Below are 18,369 nucleotides of genomic sequence, written 5' to 3' on the forward strand. Positions count from 1 at the left end.
CAAAATCCACCAGCGCCGGCCCCGGCACCAACTCCCCCACACCCCCCACCACCACACACGCACCCGAACCCAACGCCATCAACAACTCCCACGTCGCCGCATCAAAACCCGCCGACGCAAACTGCAACACCCGACAACCCACCCCCACCCCAAACCCCGCCACCTGCGCCGCAACCAAACTCCCCACACCCGCATGCGACACCACCACACCCTTCGGCCGCCCCGACGACCCCGACGTATAGATCACATAGGCGGGGTGGGCGGGCAGCAGCGGACCGCCGCGCTCGCTGTCGGTCAGTTCCGCCGCTTCGGTGCCGTCGAGTTGCGCGATCATCGACGGATCGTCGAGGACCAGCACGGGTACGCCGACCAGCCCCGGCACTGTCTGCTCGTACGCCTCGGTCGTGATCACACAGGACGGGCGTGCGTCGCTGAGCATGAACACCAGCCGCCCGACCGGGTACGCCGGATCGACGGGCAGATACGCACCCCCGGCCTTGAGCACGCCCAGCAGCGCCACCACCAGATCCGGCGAGCGCTCCATCACCACCGCGACAACCGATTCCGGCCCGACTCCCGCTGCCACCAGGCGGCGTGCCAGTTTGTTGGCCCGTGCGTCCAACTCCGCGTACGACAGCTCGACTTCGTCGGACGCCAGGGCGAGGGCGTCGGGAACACGCGCCACCTGTGCCGCGAACAGCTCCGGCACGGTCATGGCAGGAACGTCGACGGCCGTGTCGTTCCACTCCACCAGCACCCGGCGGCGCTCCGCGTCGTCGAGGGTCGGCACCGCGCTCAGCGGGCGGTCGGGCTCCTCCTCGAGCGCGGTGGTGATGTTCGCGAGGCAGGTGTGGAGCATGTCGCCGACTTGAGCCGGATCGGCAGGCGCCAGCGCGTCCACCGTCAGGACGAAGCCGCTGCCGGTGTCGCTTACGGCCGCGTCCAGCGGGTAGTTGGTGCGGTCCCGGGACAGCCGTATGGTGACGCCCTCGATACGGGGGCCGGTCCGCTCTGCGGCGCGCTGGTTGTGCCGGTAGTTGAAGATCGAGGTGAACAGGGGGCTGCCGCCGGGCAGGGAGCTGGCCTTCTGGGCCAGCGCGAGCGGGGCGCTCTCGTGGACGATCAGGTCCGCGAGCTGGCTGCGCAGCTCCTGCAGCGCCACCAGGACGCTTCGTTCGTCGACATGCACGCGTACGGGCAGCGTGTTGATGAACGGGCCGAGTACCCGGTCGGCCCCGGCACCCACGTCCATGCGTCCGAACAGCACCGTGCCGAAGACCACGTCGTCCCGCCCCGACACCGCCGCCAGTACCCGCGCCCAAGCGAGGTGGAACAACGACGCGGTGCTGACTCCCAGCCGCTGCGACACCCCGCGCACCCGCCTGGCCAGGTCCTCGTCCACCGGCAGCTGGACGCGGACCGCGTCCACACCGTCACCGTGCACGTCGAGCAGCCCGAAGGGGGCCGTGGGCTCGGTGACGTCCCCGAGGAGACCGGAGAAGTAACGCTCGTGATCCTCCCGGGCCGTCCCGAGCCGGGCCTGGGCCACGAAGTCGCGGAACGGCAACGGCTCCGGGAGCGTCTCGCCCTGTCCGGACATGAACGCACGAAGCTCCTCGACCAGCACCTCCAGCGTGCGGTGGTCCCGGATCATGTGGTGAATGCGCAGGAGCGCCAGCCAGCTGCCGCTGTGCGGGTCCTGCGCAGTGAGCACGCGCAGCAGCGGGGGCCGGTCCATGTCGATCCAGGAACCGCCGGCGGCCACGAGCTGCTCAGCGGGGTCCGGCCCGTCCGGGTCGAGCTCAATGTGCTCCACCGGCAGCATCGCCCGGCGCGCGACGACCTGCAGCGGCTCGCGCAGCCCTTCCCATGCGATGGCGGTGCGGTAGATGTCATGCCGGTCGATGACCTGCTGGAATGCCGCAAGGAACCCGTCGAGGCGGGCACGCGAGTCAAATTCCAGCACGTGCGGCTGTACGTACACATCGCCGCGGTCCCGGTCGGCCATGAGGTGGAGGAAGAAGATGCCTTCCTGCAGGGGGGCCAGTGGATAGACGTCCGCCAGGTTGCCGGCCCCGCCGTCCACCGCGGCCACGACCCGCTCGATCCCGGCGGCGTCCAGGTCGACCAGCGGCAGCATCTCCGGGGTGATCTCCTGCGCATCGGCGGGGATCCGGTTCTGCGGCACCGTCACCTGCTCCGGTCCCGCCGCCGGCCCAAGTTCCGCCGGGGTGGGGTTTTCGAAGAGGCCCCGTACGGAGATGGACACCCCTCGCGCCCTGAGCTTCTCCACGAGCGACACAGCGAGGAGCGAGTGTCCGCCGAGGTCGAAGAAGTCGTCGTGGACGCCGACCGCATCCAGGCCGAGGATCTCGGCGAAGGTCTGGCAGAGGATCTCTTCCGCGGGCGTGGCCGGCCCCCGGCTCGCACCCGCCGTGCCGGTGTGGTCGGGGGCGGGCAGGGCGTGCTGGTCGAGCTTGCCGTTGCCGGTCAGCGGCAGCGCCTCCAGCACCACCACCGCGGACGGCACCATGTGCTCCGGCAGCTTCTGCGCCGCATGCGCCCGCACCGCCGCCGACAACCCTGACCCGTCCGCGTCCTCGTCGACCGGCACCACATAGCCCACCAGACGCCGGTCACCCGGGGTGTCCTCGCGGGCGATCACGGCCGCCTGCAGCACACCGGGATGCGCCGCGATGACGGTGCGCACCTCACCCGGCTCGATCCGGAACCCCCGGATCTTCACCTGCCCGTCCGCACGCCCCGCGAACACCACCCGGCCGTCAGCCGTCCACCGCACCCGGTCCCCGGTCCGATACATCCGCTCACCGATTTCGAACGGGCAGGCCACAAACCGCTCCGCCGTCAGCCCCGCCCGCCCCACATAGCCGCGCGCCAGCTGAGCGCCCGCGACATACAACTCGCCCACCACACCCGGCGCCACCGGCAACAACGCCCCATCCAGCACGTAGAGCCGGGTGTTGGCGAGTGGACGGCCGACCGTGACCACATCGGCTGTCAAAGGCCCGCAGGCGACGCCGATGGTCGTCTCGGTCGGCCCGTAATGGTTGAACACCCCCCGGCCGCCGGCCGCCGCCAACAACTCCCCCACCAGCTCCGGCGACGCCGCCTCCCCACCCACAACCAGCGACCGCCCCGGCACCAGCCGCGCCAGCCCGCCCACCGCACCCAACGCCGCCAGATGCGACGGCACCACCTTCACAAAGTCGATGCCGTGCCGCTCCAGATACCCGGCCACCAGCGCCGGATCGGTCACGGCCTCTTCGGCCAGGACGTGCAGCTCACCCCCGGTCGCCAGGCTCGCGAACACCACCGTGTTCCCCAGATCCGTCGCCTGCGCCTGCAACAACGCATACCGGCCCCCCGGCACACCCCACCCCAACCGACCCGGCACCGAAGACACATAGTTCGCCAACGCCCCATGCGTCACCGCCACACCCTTCGGCCGCCCCGACGACCCCGACGTATAGATCACATACGCCACCCCATGCGGCTCCACCGGAACATCCAGGGCGTCCGGGGACTCCGCGGCGATCGCCGCCACCACCGCCGGGGCATCCACCACGAGGGTGCGCATACGGATCGCCGGCAGGTCATCCAGCACCCCCGCCGACACCACCAGCAGCCCCATCCCGCTGTCCCGCAGCATGAACGCAATCCGCTCCACCGGCAGCCCCGGATCCACCGGCAGATAGGCCCCACCGGCCTTCCACACCGCCAGAATCGAGGTCACCACATCGACACCCCGCGGCAGACACAGGCCGACCACGCTCTCCGGACCCACCCCGAGATCACGCAACCGCCGCGCCAGCCGGTTCGCCCGCGCATCCAACTCCGCGTACGACACCCGCTCTTCACCCACCACCACAGCAACCGCATCCGGAGTCCGCGCCACCTGCGCCTCAAACAACCCCGGCACCATCACCTTCGGAAGGTCAGCGGCGGTGTCGTTCCACTCCTCCACCACCCGCCCACGCTCACCCGCACCAAGCACATCCACACCACGCACCCGCACACCCGGATCCCCCGCCACCACCTCCAACATCCGCACCAGACAACCCGCAAACCGCGACGCCGACCCCACATCAAACAAATCCGCAGCAACCGTCACCACACCACGCAAACCACCAGGCTCGCCCTCGCCGTCAAATGCCTCGCCGATCATCACGTCCAGGTCGAACTTCGCAGTCGGCCTTCCGATCGACAGCGCATCAGCGCGCAGACCGGCCAGCGTCATCCGCGAACCCATGTCCTGCATGGTCAGTACGACCTGGAACAGCGGGTGGCGGGACGGCGCGCGCCTCGGCGCCAGCTCCTCCACCAGCCGGTCGAACGGCACATCCTGATGCGCGAACGCTCCGAGCGACCGCTCGCGCACCCGCTCCAACACCTCGGAGAACGTCGGATCCCCCGACAGATCCGTGCGCACCACCAGCGTGTTCACGAAGCACCCGATGAGATCGTTGAGCGCCTCATCCGTACGCCCGGCGACCGCAGACCCGATCGGAACGTCGTCTCCGGCCCCCAACCGCGACAACGCCACCGCAAGTCCGGCCTGGATGACCATGAACAGAGTCATCCTGCGCTCGCGGGCCAGATGGAGCAGCCTCCGGTGCACCTCGGCCGGCACGCTCACTCCGACCATGTGCCCACGGTGGCTGGCCACCGCCGGGCGAGGGCGCTCGGCCGGCAGCGACAGTTCCTCCGGCAGATCCGCCAGCGCCTCGCGCCAGTAGTCCACCTGGCGGGACATGACACTCTTCGGATCGTCCTCGTCGCCCAGCAGCTCCCGCTGCCACAGCGCGTAGTCCGCGTACTGGACCGACAGCGGCTCCCAGGTGGGCGCGCGCCCCTGCGACCTGGCCTCGTACGCCGTCGACAGGTCACGTCCCAGCGGGCCGTTCGACCAGCCGTCCCCCGCGATGTGGTGGATGACCACCACCAGGATGTGCTCGTCCGGGTTTACGGCGAACAGCCACGCTCGTACGGGTACCTCGGCGGCCAGGTCGAACTCGTAGCCCGTCGTACGCGCCACCGCTGCGGCCAGTTCTCCGGCGGCCACCTCGGCTCCCGGCAGTTCCTTGGCCATCTCGATGGTCGGCAGGTCCACCACCGGTTGATCCCAGGGCAGTTCACCGATCTCAAGGAGCTGCTGACCGGGCTGCCCCTCCGGCCGGAGCACCTGTACCAGCGAGAGCTCCCAGTCAAGGTCCGCCATGTCCAGGATCCGCTGATGCGGTACGCCCTCCACGGCGGGGAACACCGTGCGCAGCACCTCATGCCTCGCTATGACATCCCGCAGCGCGGCGTTGAGCGCGGCACGATCCAGCTGCCCGGTCAGCCGGACGATCATCGGGCTGTTGTAGGTGGCGCTGGACCCCTCCATCTGCCACAGCAACCACTGCCGGCGCTGCGCGAACGACATGGGAATCATCGGGACTCCTCCTGCTGACGCATCGGCCGCAACACGGGCCTGACTGTCTGTTCATCACCGACGTGATCCAGGAGCCAGGCCGCTAGCCCGGCCGGCGTGGGTGTCTCGAACACTTCCTGGATCGGAAGTTCCTCACCCGTGACGGCCCGCACGCGGTTCACCAGTCGGATCGCCAGCAGGGAATGTCCGCCCAGGGTGAAAAAGTCGTCATCGACGCCGACCGTCGGCAGCCCGAGGGTTTCGGCGAAGGTCTGGCAGAGGGCCCGCTCCCGGTCATTCGCGGGGTCCCGGCTCACTGTCAGACTCGTGGTGTGGTCGGGGGCGGGCAGGGCGTGCTGGTCGAGCTTGCCGTTGCCGGTCAGCGGCAGCGCCTCCAGCACCACCACCGCGGACGGCACCATGTGCTCCGGCAGCTTCTGCGCCGCATGCGCCCGCACCGCCGCCGACAACCCGGCCGCATCCGCGTCCTCGTCGACCGGCACCACATAGCCCACCAGACGCCGGTCACCCGGGGTGTCCTCCCGGGCGATCACGGCCGCCTGCAGCACACCGGGATGCGCCGCGATGACGGTGCGCACCTCACCCGGCTCGATCCGGAACCCCCGGATCTTCACCTGCCCGTCCGCACGCCCCGCGAACACCAACCGCCCATCAGCCGTCCACCGCACCCAGTCCCCGGTCCGATACATCCGCTCACCCACGCCGAACGGGCAGGCCACAAACCGCTCCCCGGTCAACCCCGGACGGCCCACATACCCCCGTGCCAGCTGAGCACCCGCGACATACAACTCGCCCACCACACCCGGCGCCACCGGCAACAACGCCCCATCCAGCACGTAGAGCCGGGTGTTGGCGAGCGGACGGCCCACCGTGACCACATCAGCTGTCAAAGGCCCGCAGGCGACGCCGACCGTCGTCTCGGTCGGCCCGTAATGGTTGAACACCCCCCGCCCGCCGGCCGCCGCCAACAACTCCCCCACCAGCTCCGGCGACGCCGCCTCCCCACCCACAACCAGCGACCGCCCCGGCACCAGCCGCGCCAGCCCGCCCACCGCACCCAACGCCGCCAGATGCGACGGCACCACCTTCACAAAATCGATGCCGTGCCGCTCCAGATACCCCGCCACCACCGCCGGATCCATCGCCGCATCCTCATCCAGAACATGCAGCTCACCCCCGGTCGCCAGGCTCGCGAACACCACCGTGTTCCCCAGATCCGTCGCCTGCGCCTGCAACAACGCATACCGGCCCCCCGGCACACCCCACCCCAACCGACCCGGCACACACGCCACATAGTTGCTCAGCCCGCCATGCGTCACCGCCACACCCTTCGGCCGCCCCGACGACCCCGACGTATAAATCACATACGCCGCCGTTGCAGGCTCGACCGCAACATCCAGGGCGTCCGGGGACTCCGCGGCGATCGCCGCCGCCACCGCCGGGGCATCCACCACGACCGTCCGCATACGGATCGCCGGCAAATCGTCCAGCACCACCGCCGACACCACCAGCAGCCCCATCCCGCTGTCCCGCAGCATGAACGCAATCCGCTCCACCGGCAGCCCCGGATCCACCGGCAGATAGGCCCCACCGGCCTTCCACACCGCCAGAATCGACGTCACCACATCGACACCCCGCGGCAGACACAGACCGACCACGCTCTCCGGACCCACCCCGAGATCACGCAACCGCCGCGCCAGCCGGTTCGCCCGCGCATCCAACTCCGCATACGACACCCGCTCCGCACCCACCACCACAGCAACCGCATCCGGAGTCCGCGCCACCTGCGCCTCAAACAACCCCGGCACCATCACCCCCGGCAGATCAACCGCCGTGTCATTCCAGGTCTCGAGCACCTGACGCCGCTCGGCCTCGTCGAGCACCGGCACCGCGCTCACCCGCACACCCGGATCCCCCGCCACCACCTCCAACACCCGCACCAGACAACCCGCAAACCGCGCCGCCGACCCCACATCAAACAAATCCGCAGCAACCGTCACCACACCACGCAAACCACCAGCCCTACCCCCACCGTCAAACACCTCACCCACCAGCACATCCACGTCGAACTTCGCCGCAGACCGCCCCAGAAACAGCGGCTCGCTCCGCACACCCGGCAGCTCCAGCGACAGCCCGAAGGAATCCGACGACTCGGACATGGAGTTCAGCATCGTCAGTACGACCTGGAACAGCGGGTGGCGGGCCAGCGATCGCGTCGGCGCCAGCTCCTCCACCAACCGCTCGAACGGCACATCCTGATGCGCGAACGCCCCCAACGACCGCTCCCGCACCCGCCCCAACACCTCAACAAACGACGGATCCCCCGACAGATCCGTACGCACCACCAACGTGTTCACAAAGCACCCGACCAGATCATCCAGCGCCTCATCCACACGCCCCGCCACCGCAGACCCGATCGGAACGTCCTCCCCCGCCCCCAACCGCGACAACACCACCGCCAACCCCGCCTGCAACACCATGAACACCGTCACACCCTCGGCCCGCGCCAACTCCACAAGCCGCGCATGCACCCCCGCCGACACCTCAAACGGCACCCCATGCCCACGATGACTCGCCACCGCCGGCCGCACCCGATCGAACGGCAACCCCAACTCCACCGGCACACCCGCCAACTCACCCCGCCAATAAGCCACCTGACGAGCCATCACACTCGACGGATCACCCGCATCCCCCAACAACTCCCGCTGCCACAACGCATAATCCGCGTACTGCACCGGCAACGGCCCCCAGACAGGCACAGACCCCTGCGACCTCGCCACATAGGCCGCAGAGACATCCCTGGCCAACGGCCCCATCGACCAGCCGTCCCCCGCAATGTGATGCACCACCAGCACCAGCACACATTCGCCCGGCCCCACCACGAACAACGTCGCCCGAACCGGCACCTCCACCGACAGATCGAACCCACACCCCGCCGCCCCAGCCACAGCACCCGACAACCCCTCAGGCTCCACCTCCACCACCGCCAAGTCCCACACCAACTCATCGACATCCAGCACCTGCTGGTACGGCTCGCCCTCAGCAACCGGGAAAAGCGTCCGCAGCGCCTCATGCCGCAGCAGCACATCCCGTAGCGCAGCTGCCAGCGCCCCCTGATCCAAATCACCTGACAACCGCAGCACGATCGGGCTGTTGTACGTAGCGCTCGGACCCTCGAGCTGACCCAGGAACCACAACCGCTGCTGCCCGAACGACAACGGCACTCGCTCCGGCCGCGGACGAGGGACCAGAGCGGTACGCACTTCGTCCGCATCCGTCAGCCGGGCCGCGAGACCGGCCACGGTCGGCGTCTCGAACAACGCCCGGATCTCGACCTCCACGCCCAGCACTACGCGAATGCGGCTCACCAGGCGCGTCGCCAGCAGCGAGTGTCCGCCGAGGTCGAAGAAGTCGTCGTGGACGCCGACGGCAGGCAGGCCGAGGATCTCGGCGAACGCCGCGCAGAGGATCTCTTCCGCGGGCGTGGCCGGCCCCCGGCTCGCACCCGCCGTGCCGGTGTGGTCGGGGGCGGGCAGGGCGTGGCGGTCGAGCTTGCCGTTGCCGGTCAGCGGCAGCGCCTCCAGCACCACCACCGCGGACGGCACCATGTGCTCCGGCAGCTTCTGCGCCGCATGCGCCCGCACCGCCGCCGACAACCCGGCCGCATCCGCGTCCTCGTCGACCGGCACCACATAGCCCACCAGACGCCGATCACCCGGGGTGTCCTCGCGGGCGATCACGGCCGCCTGCAGCACACCGGGATGCGCCGCGATGACGGTGCGCACCTCACCCGGCTCGATCCGGAACCCCCGGATCTTCACCTGCCCGTCCGCACGCCCCGCGAACACCAACCGGCCGTCAGCCGTCCACCGCACCCGGTCCCCGGTCCGATACATCCGCTCACCCACGGCGAACGGGCACGCCACAAACCGCTCCCCGGTCAACCCCGCCCGCCCCACATAGCCGCGCGCCAACTGAGCACCCGCGACATACAACTCGCCCACCACACCCGGCGCCACCGGCAACAACGCCCCATCCAGCACGTAAAGCCGGGTGTTGGCGAGTGGACGGCCGACCGTGACCACATCGGCTGTCAAAGGCCCGCAGGCGACGCCGACCGTCGTCTCGGTCGGCCCGTAATGGTTGAACACCCCCCGGCCGCCGGCCGCCGCCAACAACTCCCCCACCAGCTCCGGCGACGCCGCCTCCCCACCCACCACCAGCGACCGAGACGGCACCAGCCGCGCCAGCCCGCCCGCCGCACCCAACGCCGCCAGATGCGACGGCACCACCTTCACAAAATCGATGCCGTGCCGCTCCAGATACCCGGCCACCAGCGCCGGATCGGTCACGGCCTCTTCGGCCAGGACGTGCAGCTCACCCCCGGTCGCCAGGCTCGCGAACACCACCGTGTTCCCCAGATCCGTCGCCTGCGCCTGCAACAACGCATACCGGCCCCCCGGCACACCCCACCCCAACCGACCCGGCGCACACGCCACATAGTTGCTCAGCCCGCCATGCGTCACCGCCACACCCTTGGGCCGCCCCGACGACCCCGACGTATAGATCACATACGCCAGCCCATGCGGCTCCACCGCACTCCACACCGGCATCCCCGACTCGCCTGCCGCCAGCGCGTCGTCCAGTGCCACCAGCCGCGACCGGCCCGCCGGCAACTCCCCCACCAGCTCACCCGTCGTCAGCGTCAACACCGCCCGGCTGTCCCGCAGCATGAACGCGATCCGCTCGACCGGCTGCCCCGGATCGACCGGCAGATACGCAGCCCCCGCCTTCCACACCCCCAAAATCGCCGCGACCGTCTCCACCCCGCGCGGCAAGCACAGCGCCACGACGGATTCCGCGCCCACGCCCTGCCCCACCAGGAAGCGCGCCAGCTGGTTCGCCCGCGCATCCAACTGCGCGTACAACACCCGCTCTTCACCCGCCACCACAGCAACCGCATCCGGAGTCCGCGCCACCTGCGCCTCGAACAACCCCGGCACCATCACCCCCGGCAGATCAGCGGCGGTGTCGTTCCACTCCTCCACCACCCGCCCACGCTCACCCGCACCGAGCACATCCACACCACGCACCCGCACACCCGGATCCCCCGCCACCACCTCCAACACCCGCACCAGACAACCCGCAAACCGCGACGCCGACCCCACATCAAACAAATCCGCAGCAACCGTCACCACACCACGCAAACCACCAGCCCCACCCCCACCGTCAAACACCTCACCCACCAGCACATCCACGTCGAACTTCGCCGCAGGTCGGACCGTCTCCAGCCGCTCGACCGCCAGCCCGGGCAGCTCCGGCACGGTGTCGGTGGTGTCGTCCATGGTCAGTACGACCTGGAACAGGGGGTGGCGGGCCAGCGATCGCGTCGGCGCCAGCTCCTCCACCAACCGCTCGAACGGCACATCCTGATGCGCGAACGCCCCCAACGACCGCTCCCGCACCCGCCCCAACACCTCAACAAACGACGGATCCCCCGACAGATCCGTACGCACCACCAACGTGTTCACAAAGCACCCGATGAGATCGTTGAGCGCCTCATCCACACGCCCCGCCACCGCAGACCCGATCGGAACGTCCTCCCCCGCCCCCAACCGCGACAACACCACCGCCAACCCCGCCTGCAACACCATGAACACCGTCACACCCTCGGCCCGCGCCAACTCCACAAGCCGCGCATGCACCCCCGCCGACACCTCAAACGGCACCCCATGCCCACGATGACTCGCCACCGCCGGCCGCACCCGATCGAACGGCAACCCCAACTCCACCGGCACACCCGCCAACTCACCCCGCCAATAAGCCACCTGACGAGCCATCACACTCGACGGATCACCCGCATCCCCCAACAACTCCCGCTGCCACAACGCATAATCCGCGTACTGCACCGGCAACGGCCCCCAGACAGGCACAGACCCCTGCGACCTCGCCACATAGGCCGCAGAGACATCCCTGGCCAACGGCCCCATCGACCAGCCGTCCCCCGCAATGTGATGCACCACCAGCACCAGCACACATTCGCCCGGCCCCACCACGAACAACGTCGCCCGAACCGGCACCTCCACCGACAGATCGAACCCACACCCCGCCGCCCCAGCCACAGCACCCGACAACCCCTCAGGCTCCACCTCCACCACCACCAAGTCCCACACCAACTCATCCGCACCCACCACCCGCTGATAGGGCTCACCACCCACCACCGGAAACACCGTCCGCAGCGCCTCATGCCGCACCACCACATCCCGCAACGCAGCCAACAGCGCCGCCCGGTCAAGATCACCAGACAGCCGGAGGACGAAGGGGGCGTTGTAGGTGGCGCTCGGACCCTCGAGCTGGCCCAGGAACCACAACCGCTGCTGTGCAAACGACAACGGCACCCGTTCGGGCCGTTCCCCGACCACCAGCGCCGCCTTGGCGGCGCCCGCGTCGGTCAGCCGGGCCGCGAGGCCGGCCACGGTCGGTGCCTCGAAGACGTCCGCGATCTGGATCTCCAGGCCCAGCAAGGTGCGTATCCGGCTCACCAGGCGCGTCGCCAGCAGCGAGTGTCCGCCCAGGGCGAAGAAGTCGTCCTCGACGCCGAGGCCCGGTACTCCCAGGACTTCGGCGAAGGCGGCCCGCAGGATCTCCTCCTGTGCCGTCGCGGGGGCGCGGCCCATGCCCGCGCCCGACTCGTAGTGCGGCGCGGGCAGCGCCTCGCGGTCCAGTTTTCCGTTGACCGTGAGCGGCAGCGCATCCAGGACCACCACGGCGGTCGGGACCATGTACGCGGGGAGACGTTCCGCGAGGAACTCCCTGACCTGCGTGAGCGGTTCGCTGCCGGCGACCGGGACCGCGTAGGCGACCAGACGCCGGTCACGGGGCGTGTCCTCCCGTACGACCACCGCGGTCTGCGCCACCTGCGGGTGGGCCAGGAGTGCCGCCCGTATCTCGCCCGGTTCGATGCGGAAGCCGCGCACCTTGACCTGCTCGTCCGCACGGCCGACATAGGCCAGCTGACCGTCCTCGGTCCACCTGGCACGGTCGCCGGTCTGGTACATCCGCGACCCGTCTGCGGCGAACGGGTCCGCCACGAACCGCCGCGCGCTCAGCCCCGGGCGGCCGAGGTATCCGCGGGCCAGCCCCGCGCCCGCGACGTACAACTCGCCCACCACGCCTGGCGCCACCGGCAACAAGGCGTCATCGAGCACATAGGCGCGCACGTTGACCATGGGACGGCCGATGTGCGGCTCGTCGCCGGGCTGCAGCGGACGGGTCGCCGTGGAGGCGACGGTGTTCTCGGTCGGCCCGTAGCCGTTGATGAAGCGCCGTCCCGGCGCCCACCGGGCCACCAGCTCCGCGCCCATGGCCTCGCCCACGGACACCAGCGTCGTCACCGGGGCGAGATCCTCCGGTCCCAGCACCTCCAGGACGGCCGGCGGCAGCGTCGCGTGCGTCACTCCATGGCGGGCCACGACCTCCGCCAGCCCCGCGCCCGGCAGCAGCCGCGCCGCGGGCGCCACCACCAGGCGTCCGCCCGAGCACAGCACCAGCAGCTCGAAAGTCGCCGCGTCGAATCCGATCGACGAGAACTGCAGCATCCGGCTGTCTTCGGCCACCCCGAGGCGCTCCCTCTGCGCGGCCACCAGGTTCACCGCGGCCGCGTGCGAGACCACCACGCCCTTGGGTGTCCCGGTGGACCCCGAGGTGTAGATCACGTACGCCGCGTGCTCCGGCAGCGCAGCGTTCCTGCCCTGCTCTCCCTCCGGTGTGCCGACATCCGCAGCCGCCGACTCGGCCACCACGGAAGGCTCGTCGACGATCAGCACCGCACCACTGACGGGCACTCGCGAGGCGCAGGCCATCGACGTCACCACGCAGACCGCATCCGCGTCCTGGAGCGTGAAGGCCACCCGTTCGGCGAGATAGTCCGGGTCGATGGGCAGATATGCCGCCCCCGCCTTCCACACCGCGAGCAGCGCCACCACCAGATCGACGCCCCGCTCCATCAGTACGCCGACCACCGACTCGGGTCCCACGCCGCGGCGCACGAGCAGCCGCGCCAACCGGTCGGCGCGGGCGTCGAGTTGGGCGTACGACATCTCGATGTCGTCGCCGGCCACCGCGACCGCGTCGGGTGTGCGGGCCGCCTGCGCCTCGAAGAGTCCGGGCACGGTGGCGGGTGCCACCTCGAGCCCGGTGTCGTTCCACTCGACCAGGACCCGGCGGCGCTCCGCGTCGTCGAGGAGGTCGGCCCGGCCGATCGTGTCTGTCGGGGCGGCCGTCGCCAGCCAGTTGAGCGTCCGCAGAAAGCGCCGGGAGATCTCGGCTCCCGGTGTGACACCGGTCGTGGTGTCGGTCGGCTCCGGCGGGTTCGTCACCACGTCGATCCGAAGGCCGGTGTCGGCCGAGCGGTCGAAGATGTCGATGCGCACACCGTCGGCCGGACCGTTGGCGAGGTTGTGGGCGGTGGCCACGCAGTCGCCGAACGGCATCGAGTAGTCGAAGCTCATGAGATTGACGAACAGATCGCAGAGCGGTCCGCGGTCGAGGAGCTTCAGATCCCGGAGGATGTCCTCGTAGCGGTAGCGCTGGTGGCGCAGCGCCTCACGGACGGCTGCCGAGGTCTGCCGTAGGAGTTCCGCGACGCTCGTCCCGGGGGCGAGACCGAGCCGTACGGGCACGTTGTTGCTCATCATGCCGGGTGTCGCGAGCTCGTGCTCCCCGGCCCTGGCGCGCACCGGGACCCCGACGACGACCTCCCGCTCACCGGTTGCGCGGTGGTGGTGGAGCGCACCGGCGGCGATCGAGAGGACGGCCAGACTTGTCCCCAGTCGCCGGACGTCCGCTCGCAGGTCGGCGGTCGCTTCAGGGCCGATGTCCGCCGCGGTTCGCTGCGGTACGCGAAGCGGCCGACGGCTCGCGCCTGCCCGGGCTCCTTCGCCGTCCGAGAGCCCCGAGAGTGTGTCGAGCCAGAATGTGCGGTCGCGTTCGAAGGACGGTGAGGTCCGGTAGGCGCGGTCGGCCTCGATCAGGGTGGACAGCGGTTCCATGGCGGTGTCCGCGGGGGCCTGTCCCGCCCGTAGCGCGGTGTAGATCCGGGCGACGCGGGCGGCCATCACCGAGAGGCTGTGGCCGTCCGCCGCGATGTGGTGGACGCGGTGGTACCAGATGAAGTGGCCGGCTCCGAGCGTGAACACGGCGAAGGCGAACAGCGGCCCGTCCATGAGGTCGACCGGTCCGGCCAGGTCCGCGCGCATCCAGTCCTCGGCCGCTGCGCGCGGTTCCGGATCACCGCTGACGTCGAGGACGTGGATCGGGTAGTCGCGGGATTCGGTCACACACTGCCGAGGTGTCTCGCCGTCCATGTGAAAGCGCAGACGATAGGAGTCCGCCTCGTCGAGGGAATGACGCAGCACCGCAACGAAGAGTTCCACGTCCAGATCGCCGTGGATTTCAAGGTACTCGGCGGCGTTGAAGGCCGGATTCTCCGGGGCCATTTGCTGGGCATGCCAGACGCCCAGCTGTGCTGCCATCAGGTCCTGAAGTCCACCCTCGCCTGCGGGCATATGCGCCCACTCCAATCGTGACTGAAGCTGTGACTGGTAGTTGGCGCTTGTCCGCCGTATCTCACATGCGCCGGAATTCAATTTCACATACGCCGGGGAGTGACGATCCTCTGCCGCACTATGCCCCAGCAGCGGGCGGCCGATCAACGAACGCCCCGGGTTCAGAGGCCGTTCAACCGGTGCGCCGCGGCAGTTGAACACGTGTGAACGGCCTGACCAGTGGAGAGGCGACAGTTCGGCACACACCTGGTGGTTCACCTGATGACGGGACACGGTTGAACACTCCACCGCCGGCAGACCGGCGTGTGTTGATGGGCCGCCGAGTTCTGCGTCATAGTGTTCCCGGCTGTTCTCAGCAGCGCCCCTCGGCCAGGATATGCGGCAATTACTCGCACGCACGATAGGAGATCCTGTGAATGGGCTCCCGAGGGCGGAAATCGCCGAGGGTTTCTCCCAATGGCTGGGCACTTTGGCCGACTGGGCTCGAAAACATCGGGACGGCACTGTCGAATGGCGGGATGTCGCCGGAACCGGGCTGCTCTCGCTGACCGTTCCGGAACATCTCGGCGGTGCCGGTGTCGGCTTCGAAGCGGTGTCGACCGCGCTGGAGACGGCTGCCGCCGGCTGTGGGCCCGGGGGGCTGTGGTTCGCGGTCTGCGCACATCTGCTGGCCTGTCAGGAGCCCCTTGTCGCATTCGGCGACAGCGAGCAGCAACAGCGGTTCCTTCCGGGCATGATGACCGGCGACGTGATCGGCGCGCATGCCAGCACGGAGTACGAGGCCGGTTCCGACGTGCTGTCCGTCCGCACCGCCGCCACGCGTGCCGCGGAGGGCGCCTGGACGCTGAACGGCAGCAAGACCTTTGTGACCAACGGGCCGATCGCCGACGTCTTCCTGGTATTGGCCAGGACCGCGCCGGGAAGTCCGCTGGCAGGCCTGACCTCCTTTCTCGTTCCGCGCGGGACCCCCGGTCTGAGCGTCGGGCCGCCCATCGAGAAGGCCGGGCTGCAAGGGTCCTCACTGGCCACGCTGCGACTCGACGAGTGCGAACTCCCGGACAGCGCCTGTCTCGGCGGGGCGGGCGCCGGCTACGCGGTGCTGACACACACGATGCGAATTGAACGCGCTTTGATTCTGGCGCCGACGCTGGGGCTGATGGAGCGTGCTCTTCAATCGGCCGTCGAACACGCCCGAATGCGCAGGCAGTTCGGGCAGCGGCTGGCGGACTTCGACTCCGTCCGGGACCGCCTGGTCACCATGAAGATCAATCTGGTGAGTGCCCGGGAAATGCTGCAGGCAACGGCGCGCCAAGCGGATTCCGGCCGTCTCGACCATGCCAGATCGGCCCTGACGAAGGTTCATGTCAGCCGCTGCTTCAACGAGTTCTGCAACAACCTGGTCGATGTCTACGGCGGTTACGCCCTCCTGCCGGAGACCGGCGCCGGCCTGCTGCTGGACGACGCGGTGGCAAGCCGCTTCTATTCCGGCACCTCCGACATGAACAGGAAGATCGTCGCCCAGGGATTGGGACTGTGATGACTGCGTTGGACGAAAAGCTGCTGCGTGAGATCCGTGCCATCGTCACCGACTGCGCTTCCGCAACGCCTCCCGATGATCTCGGCGATGACGACGACATCATCGAGCTGGGCATCGTCGACTCGCTCTCCTTGATGGAGATGGTGGCCGCGGTGAATGCACGACTCGGCATCTGGGTCGACGATTCGGAGCTCGTGGCGCGGAATTTCGGGAGCATCCGCTCGATCCACGCCCTGCTGGCCGGGAAAGGTCGCTGATGGCCGAGGAGTTGCTGCTGCGCGACCATCTCCGGACAGCGGCCGATCGCTGGGGCGGCCGCCGGGCGGTCATCGACGACGCCGTCGAGCTGACGTACGCCCAACTGGCGGCCGCGGCGCGGGACGTGGCGGATCAGCTGTTGTCGGCGGGGGTCCGGTCCGGCGACTGCGTCGCCTGGCACGGCCGGAAGAACGCGGCGGCCGTCACCGCCGTTCACGGCATTCTCGAGGCGGGCGCGGCGTATGTTCCGCTGGATCCGGAGGCCCCGTTCGCGCGCAATCACCGGATCGTCGCCAACGGTCGGCCGAGCGCCGTCCTGACCGACACCGCCACCCGCCGCCAGTGGGAAGCGGCGGGTCTGGGCCTTTGCTGGGAGCCGCTCAAGCCTTTCGCGGGCACGGTGGATGAGCTCTGGCTCGCCGCGTTGAGCGGGTCCCGGCCCAGCGGCCATCCCGGCGTCTCGTACGTCCTGCACACATCCGGCAGCAGCGGCTCGCCCAAGGGAGTCGTCCACACGCACCGCAGCGCCGCCGCCTTCGTCTGCTGGGCCGCGGAGGAGTTGGCCCTCACCGAGGCCGATGTCCTGGTCAACACGGCGCCCTTGCACTTCGATCTGTCCACGCTCGACCTGTTCGGCGCCGCGTTCACCGGCGCCGCGGTCGCGGTCATGAGCCGCGAGGACTCCCGTTTCCCGGCGAGTTACGCGGACTTCGTGGCCCGCGTCGGCGGCAGCGTCTGGTACACGGTGCCATCTGCCCTCTCCCGCCTGGTCCAGCGGGGGGACTCGCTGCTGCGGACCTTCACGTCGTTGCGGATCGCGGCCCTCGCCGGCGAGGTCCTGCGCCCGGACGACGTCGGGAAGCTGATGGACGCCCATCCGGCGGCCCGTGTCTTCAATCTCTACGGCCCGACGGAGACCAACGTCTGCACCTACCACGAGATCGTCGAACGGCCGCCCGCCCACCAGGCGATCCCGATCGGGCGGCCGCTGCCCGGTGTGGAGATCACCGTGGTCGACGACCGGCTCCAGCCCGTCGGCGAGGGTCGGACCGGAGAACTGCTGGTACGCGGCAGCACCTTGATGACCGGCTACTGGAAGGGCTCCGCCGAGAAGCTGCTCCCCTTCGTCACCACACCTGACGGCAAGGAGTGGTACGCGACCGGGGACCAGGTTCGTTCCGGGTCCGGAGGTTGCCTGGACTACCTCGGCAGGAACGACACGCAGATCAAATCCCGGGGCTACCGGATCGAACTGGTCGAGATCGACCACGCGTTGGGGTCCCTGCCCGCTGTCGCGGAGTGCGCCGTCGTGGCGATTCCCGACGGCGCGGCCGGCCGGCGGATCCTCGCGTTCGCCGTGAGCGAGGACGGCGGCACGGACGAAGCGGGCCTGCGCATGGCGCTGCGCCGCCTGCTGCCCGGCTACATGGTCCCCGATCGCATCTTCGTGACCGGGCGGCCTCTCCCCCGGCTCACCAACGGCAAGGTCGACCGGATCGCCCTGACCGCGGAAGCGGAGGTGCTGGCCTCGTCGTCCGAGGGCCAGGGCTAAC

General features: G+C 69.5%; 4 protein-coding genes and 1 pseudogene (1 of these 5 running past the window's edge). 3 read left to right on the top strand and 2 right to left on the bottom strand.

What is annotated here, in order from left to right; genetic code table 11:
• Positions 1–5,455 (bottom strand): annotated as a pseudogene (locus tag P2Q00_RS06290) (non-ribosomal peptide synthetase); its annotated part reaches 4,253 nt to the left of the window's first position; the annotation flags it as partial.
• On the bottom strand, positions 5,452–14,988 hold the full coding sequence (locus tag P2Q00_RS06295; protein WP_275770362.1) for a non-ribosomal peptide synthetase: 9,537 nt from the start codon (positions 14,986–14,988) through the stop codon (positions 5,452–5,454). The gene P2Q00_RS06295 and the pseudogene P2Q00_RS06290, both read right to left, overlap by 4 nt.
• A gap of 445 nt (positions 14,989–15,433) precedes the next feature.
• On the opposite strand from P2Q00_RS06295, the gene P2Q00_RS06300 reads away from it, so the two are divergent.
• From P2Q00_RS06300 to P2Q00_RS06310, 3 genes are read left to right on the top strand one after another with little or no spacing between them, the layout of a single operon-like run.
• Positions 15,434–16,558 (top strand): acyl-CoA dehydrogenase family protein, encoded by a 1,125-nt coding sequence (locus P2Q00_RS06300; protein ID WP_275770364.1) that lies wholly within the window; start codon positions 15,434–15,436, stop codon positions 16,556–16,558.
• Positions 16,558–16,815 (top strand): phosphopantetheine-binding protein, encoded by a 258-nt coding sequence (locus tag P2Q00_RS06305; protein WP_275770365.1) that lies wholly within the window; start codon positions 16,558–16,560, stop codon positions 16,813–16,815. The genes P2Q00_RS06300 and P2Q00_RS06305 overlap by 1 nt, the downstream gene beginning before the upstream one ends.
• Positions 16,815–18,368, top strand: coding sequence for an amino acid adenylation domain-containing protein (locus P2Q00_RS06310; protein ID WP_275770366.1), 1,554 nt, complete (start codon positions 16,815–16,817; stop codon positions 18,366–18,368). Before P2Q00_RS06305 ends, P2Q00_RS06310 begins: the two co-directional genes overlap by 1 nt.
• Position 18,369 lies beyond the last annotated feature (1 nt).

The organism is Streptomyces coacervatus (genome assembly GCF_029223485.1).
GTDB lineage: Bacteria > Actinomycetota > Actinomycetes > Streptomycetales > Streptomycetaceae > Streptomyces > Streptomyces coacervatus.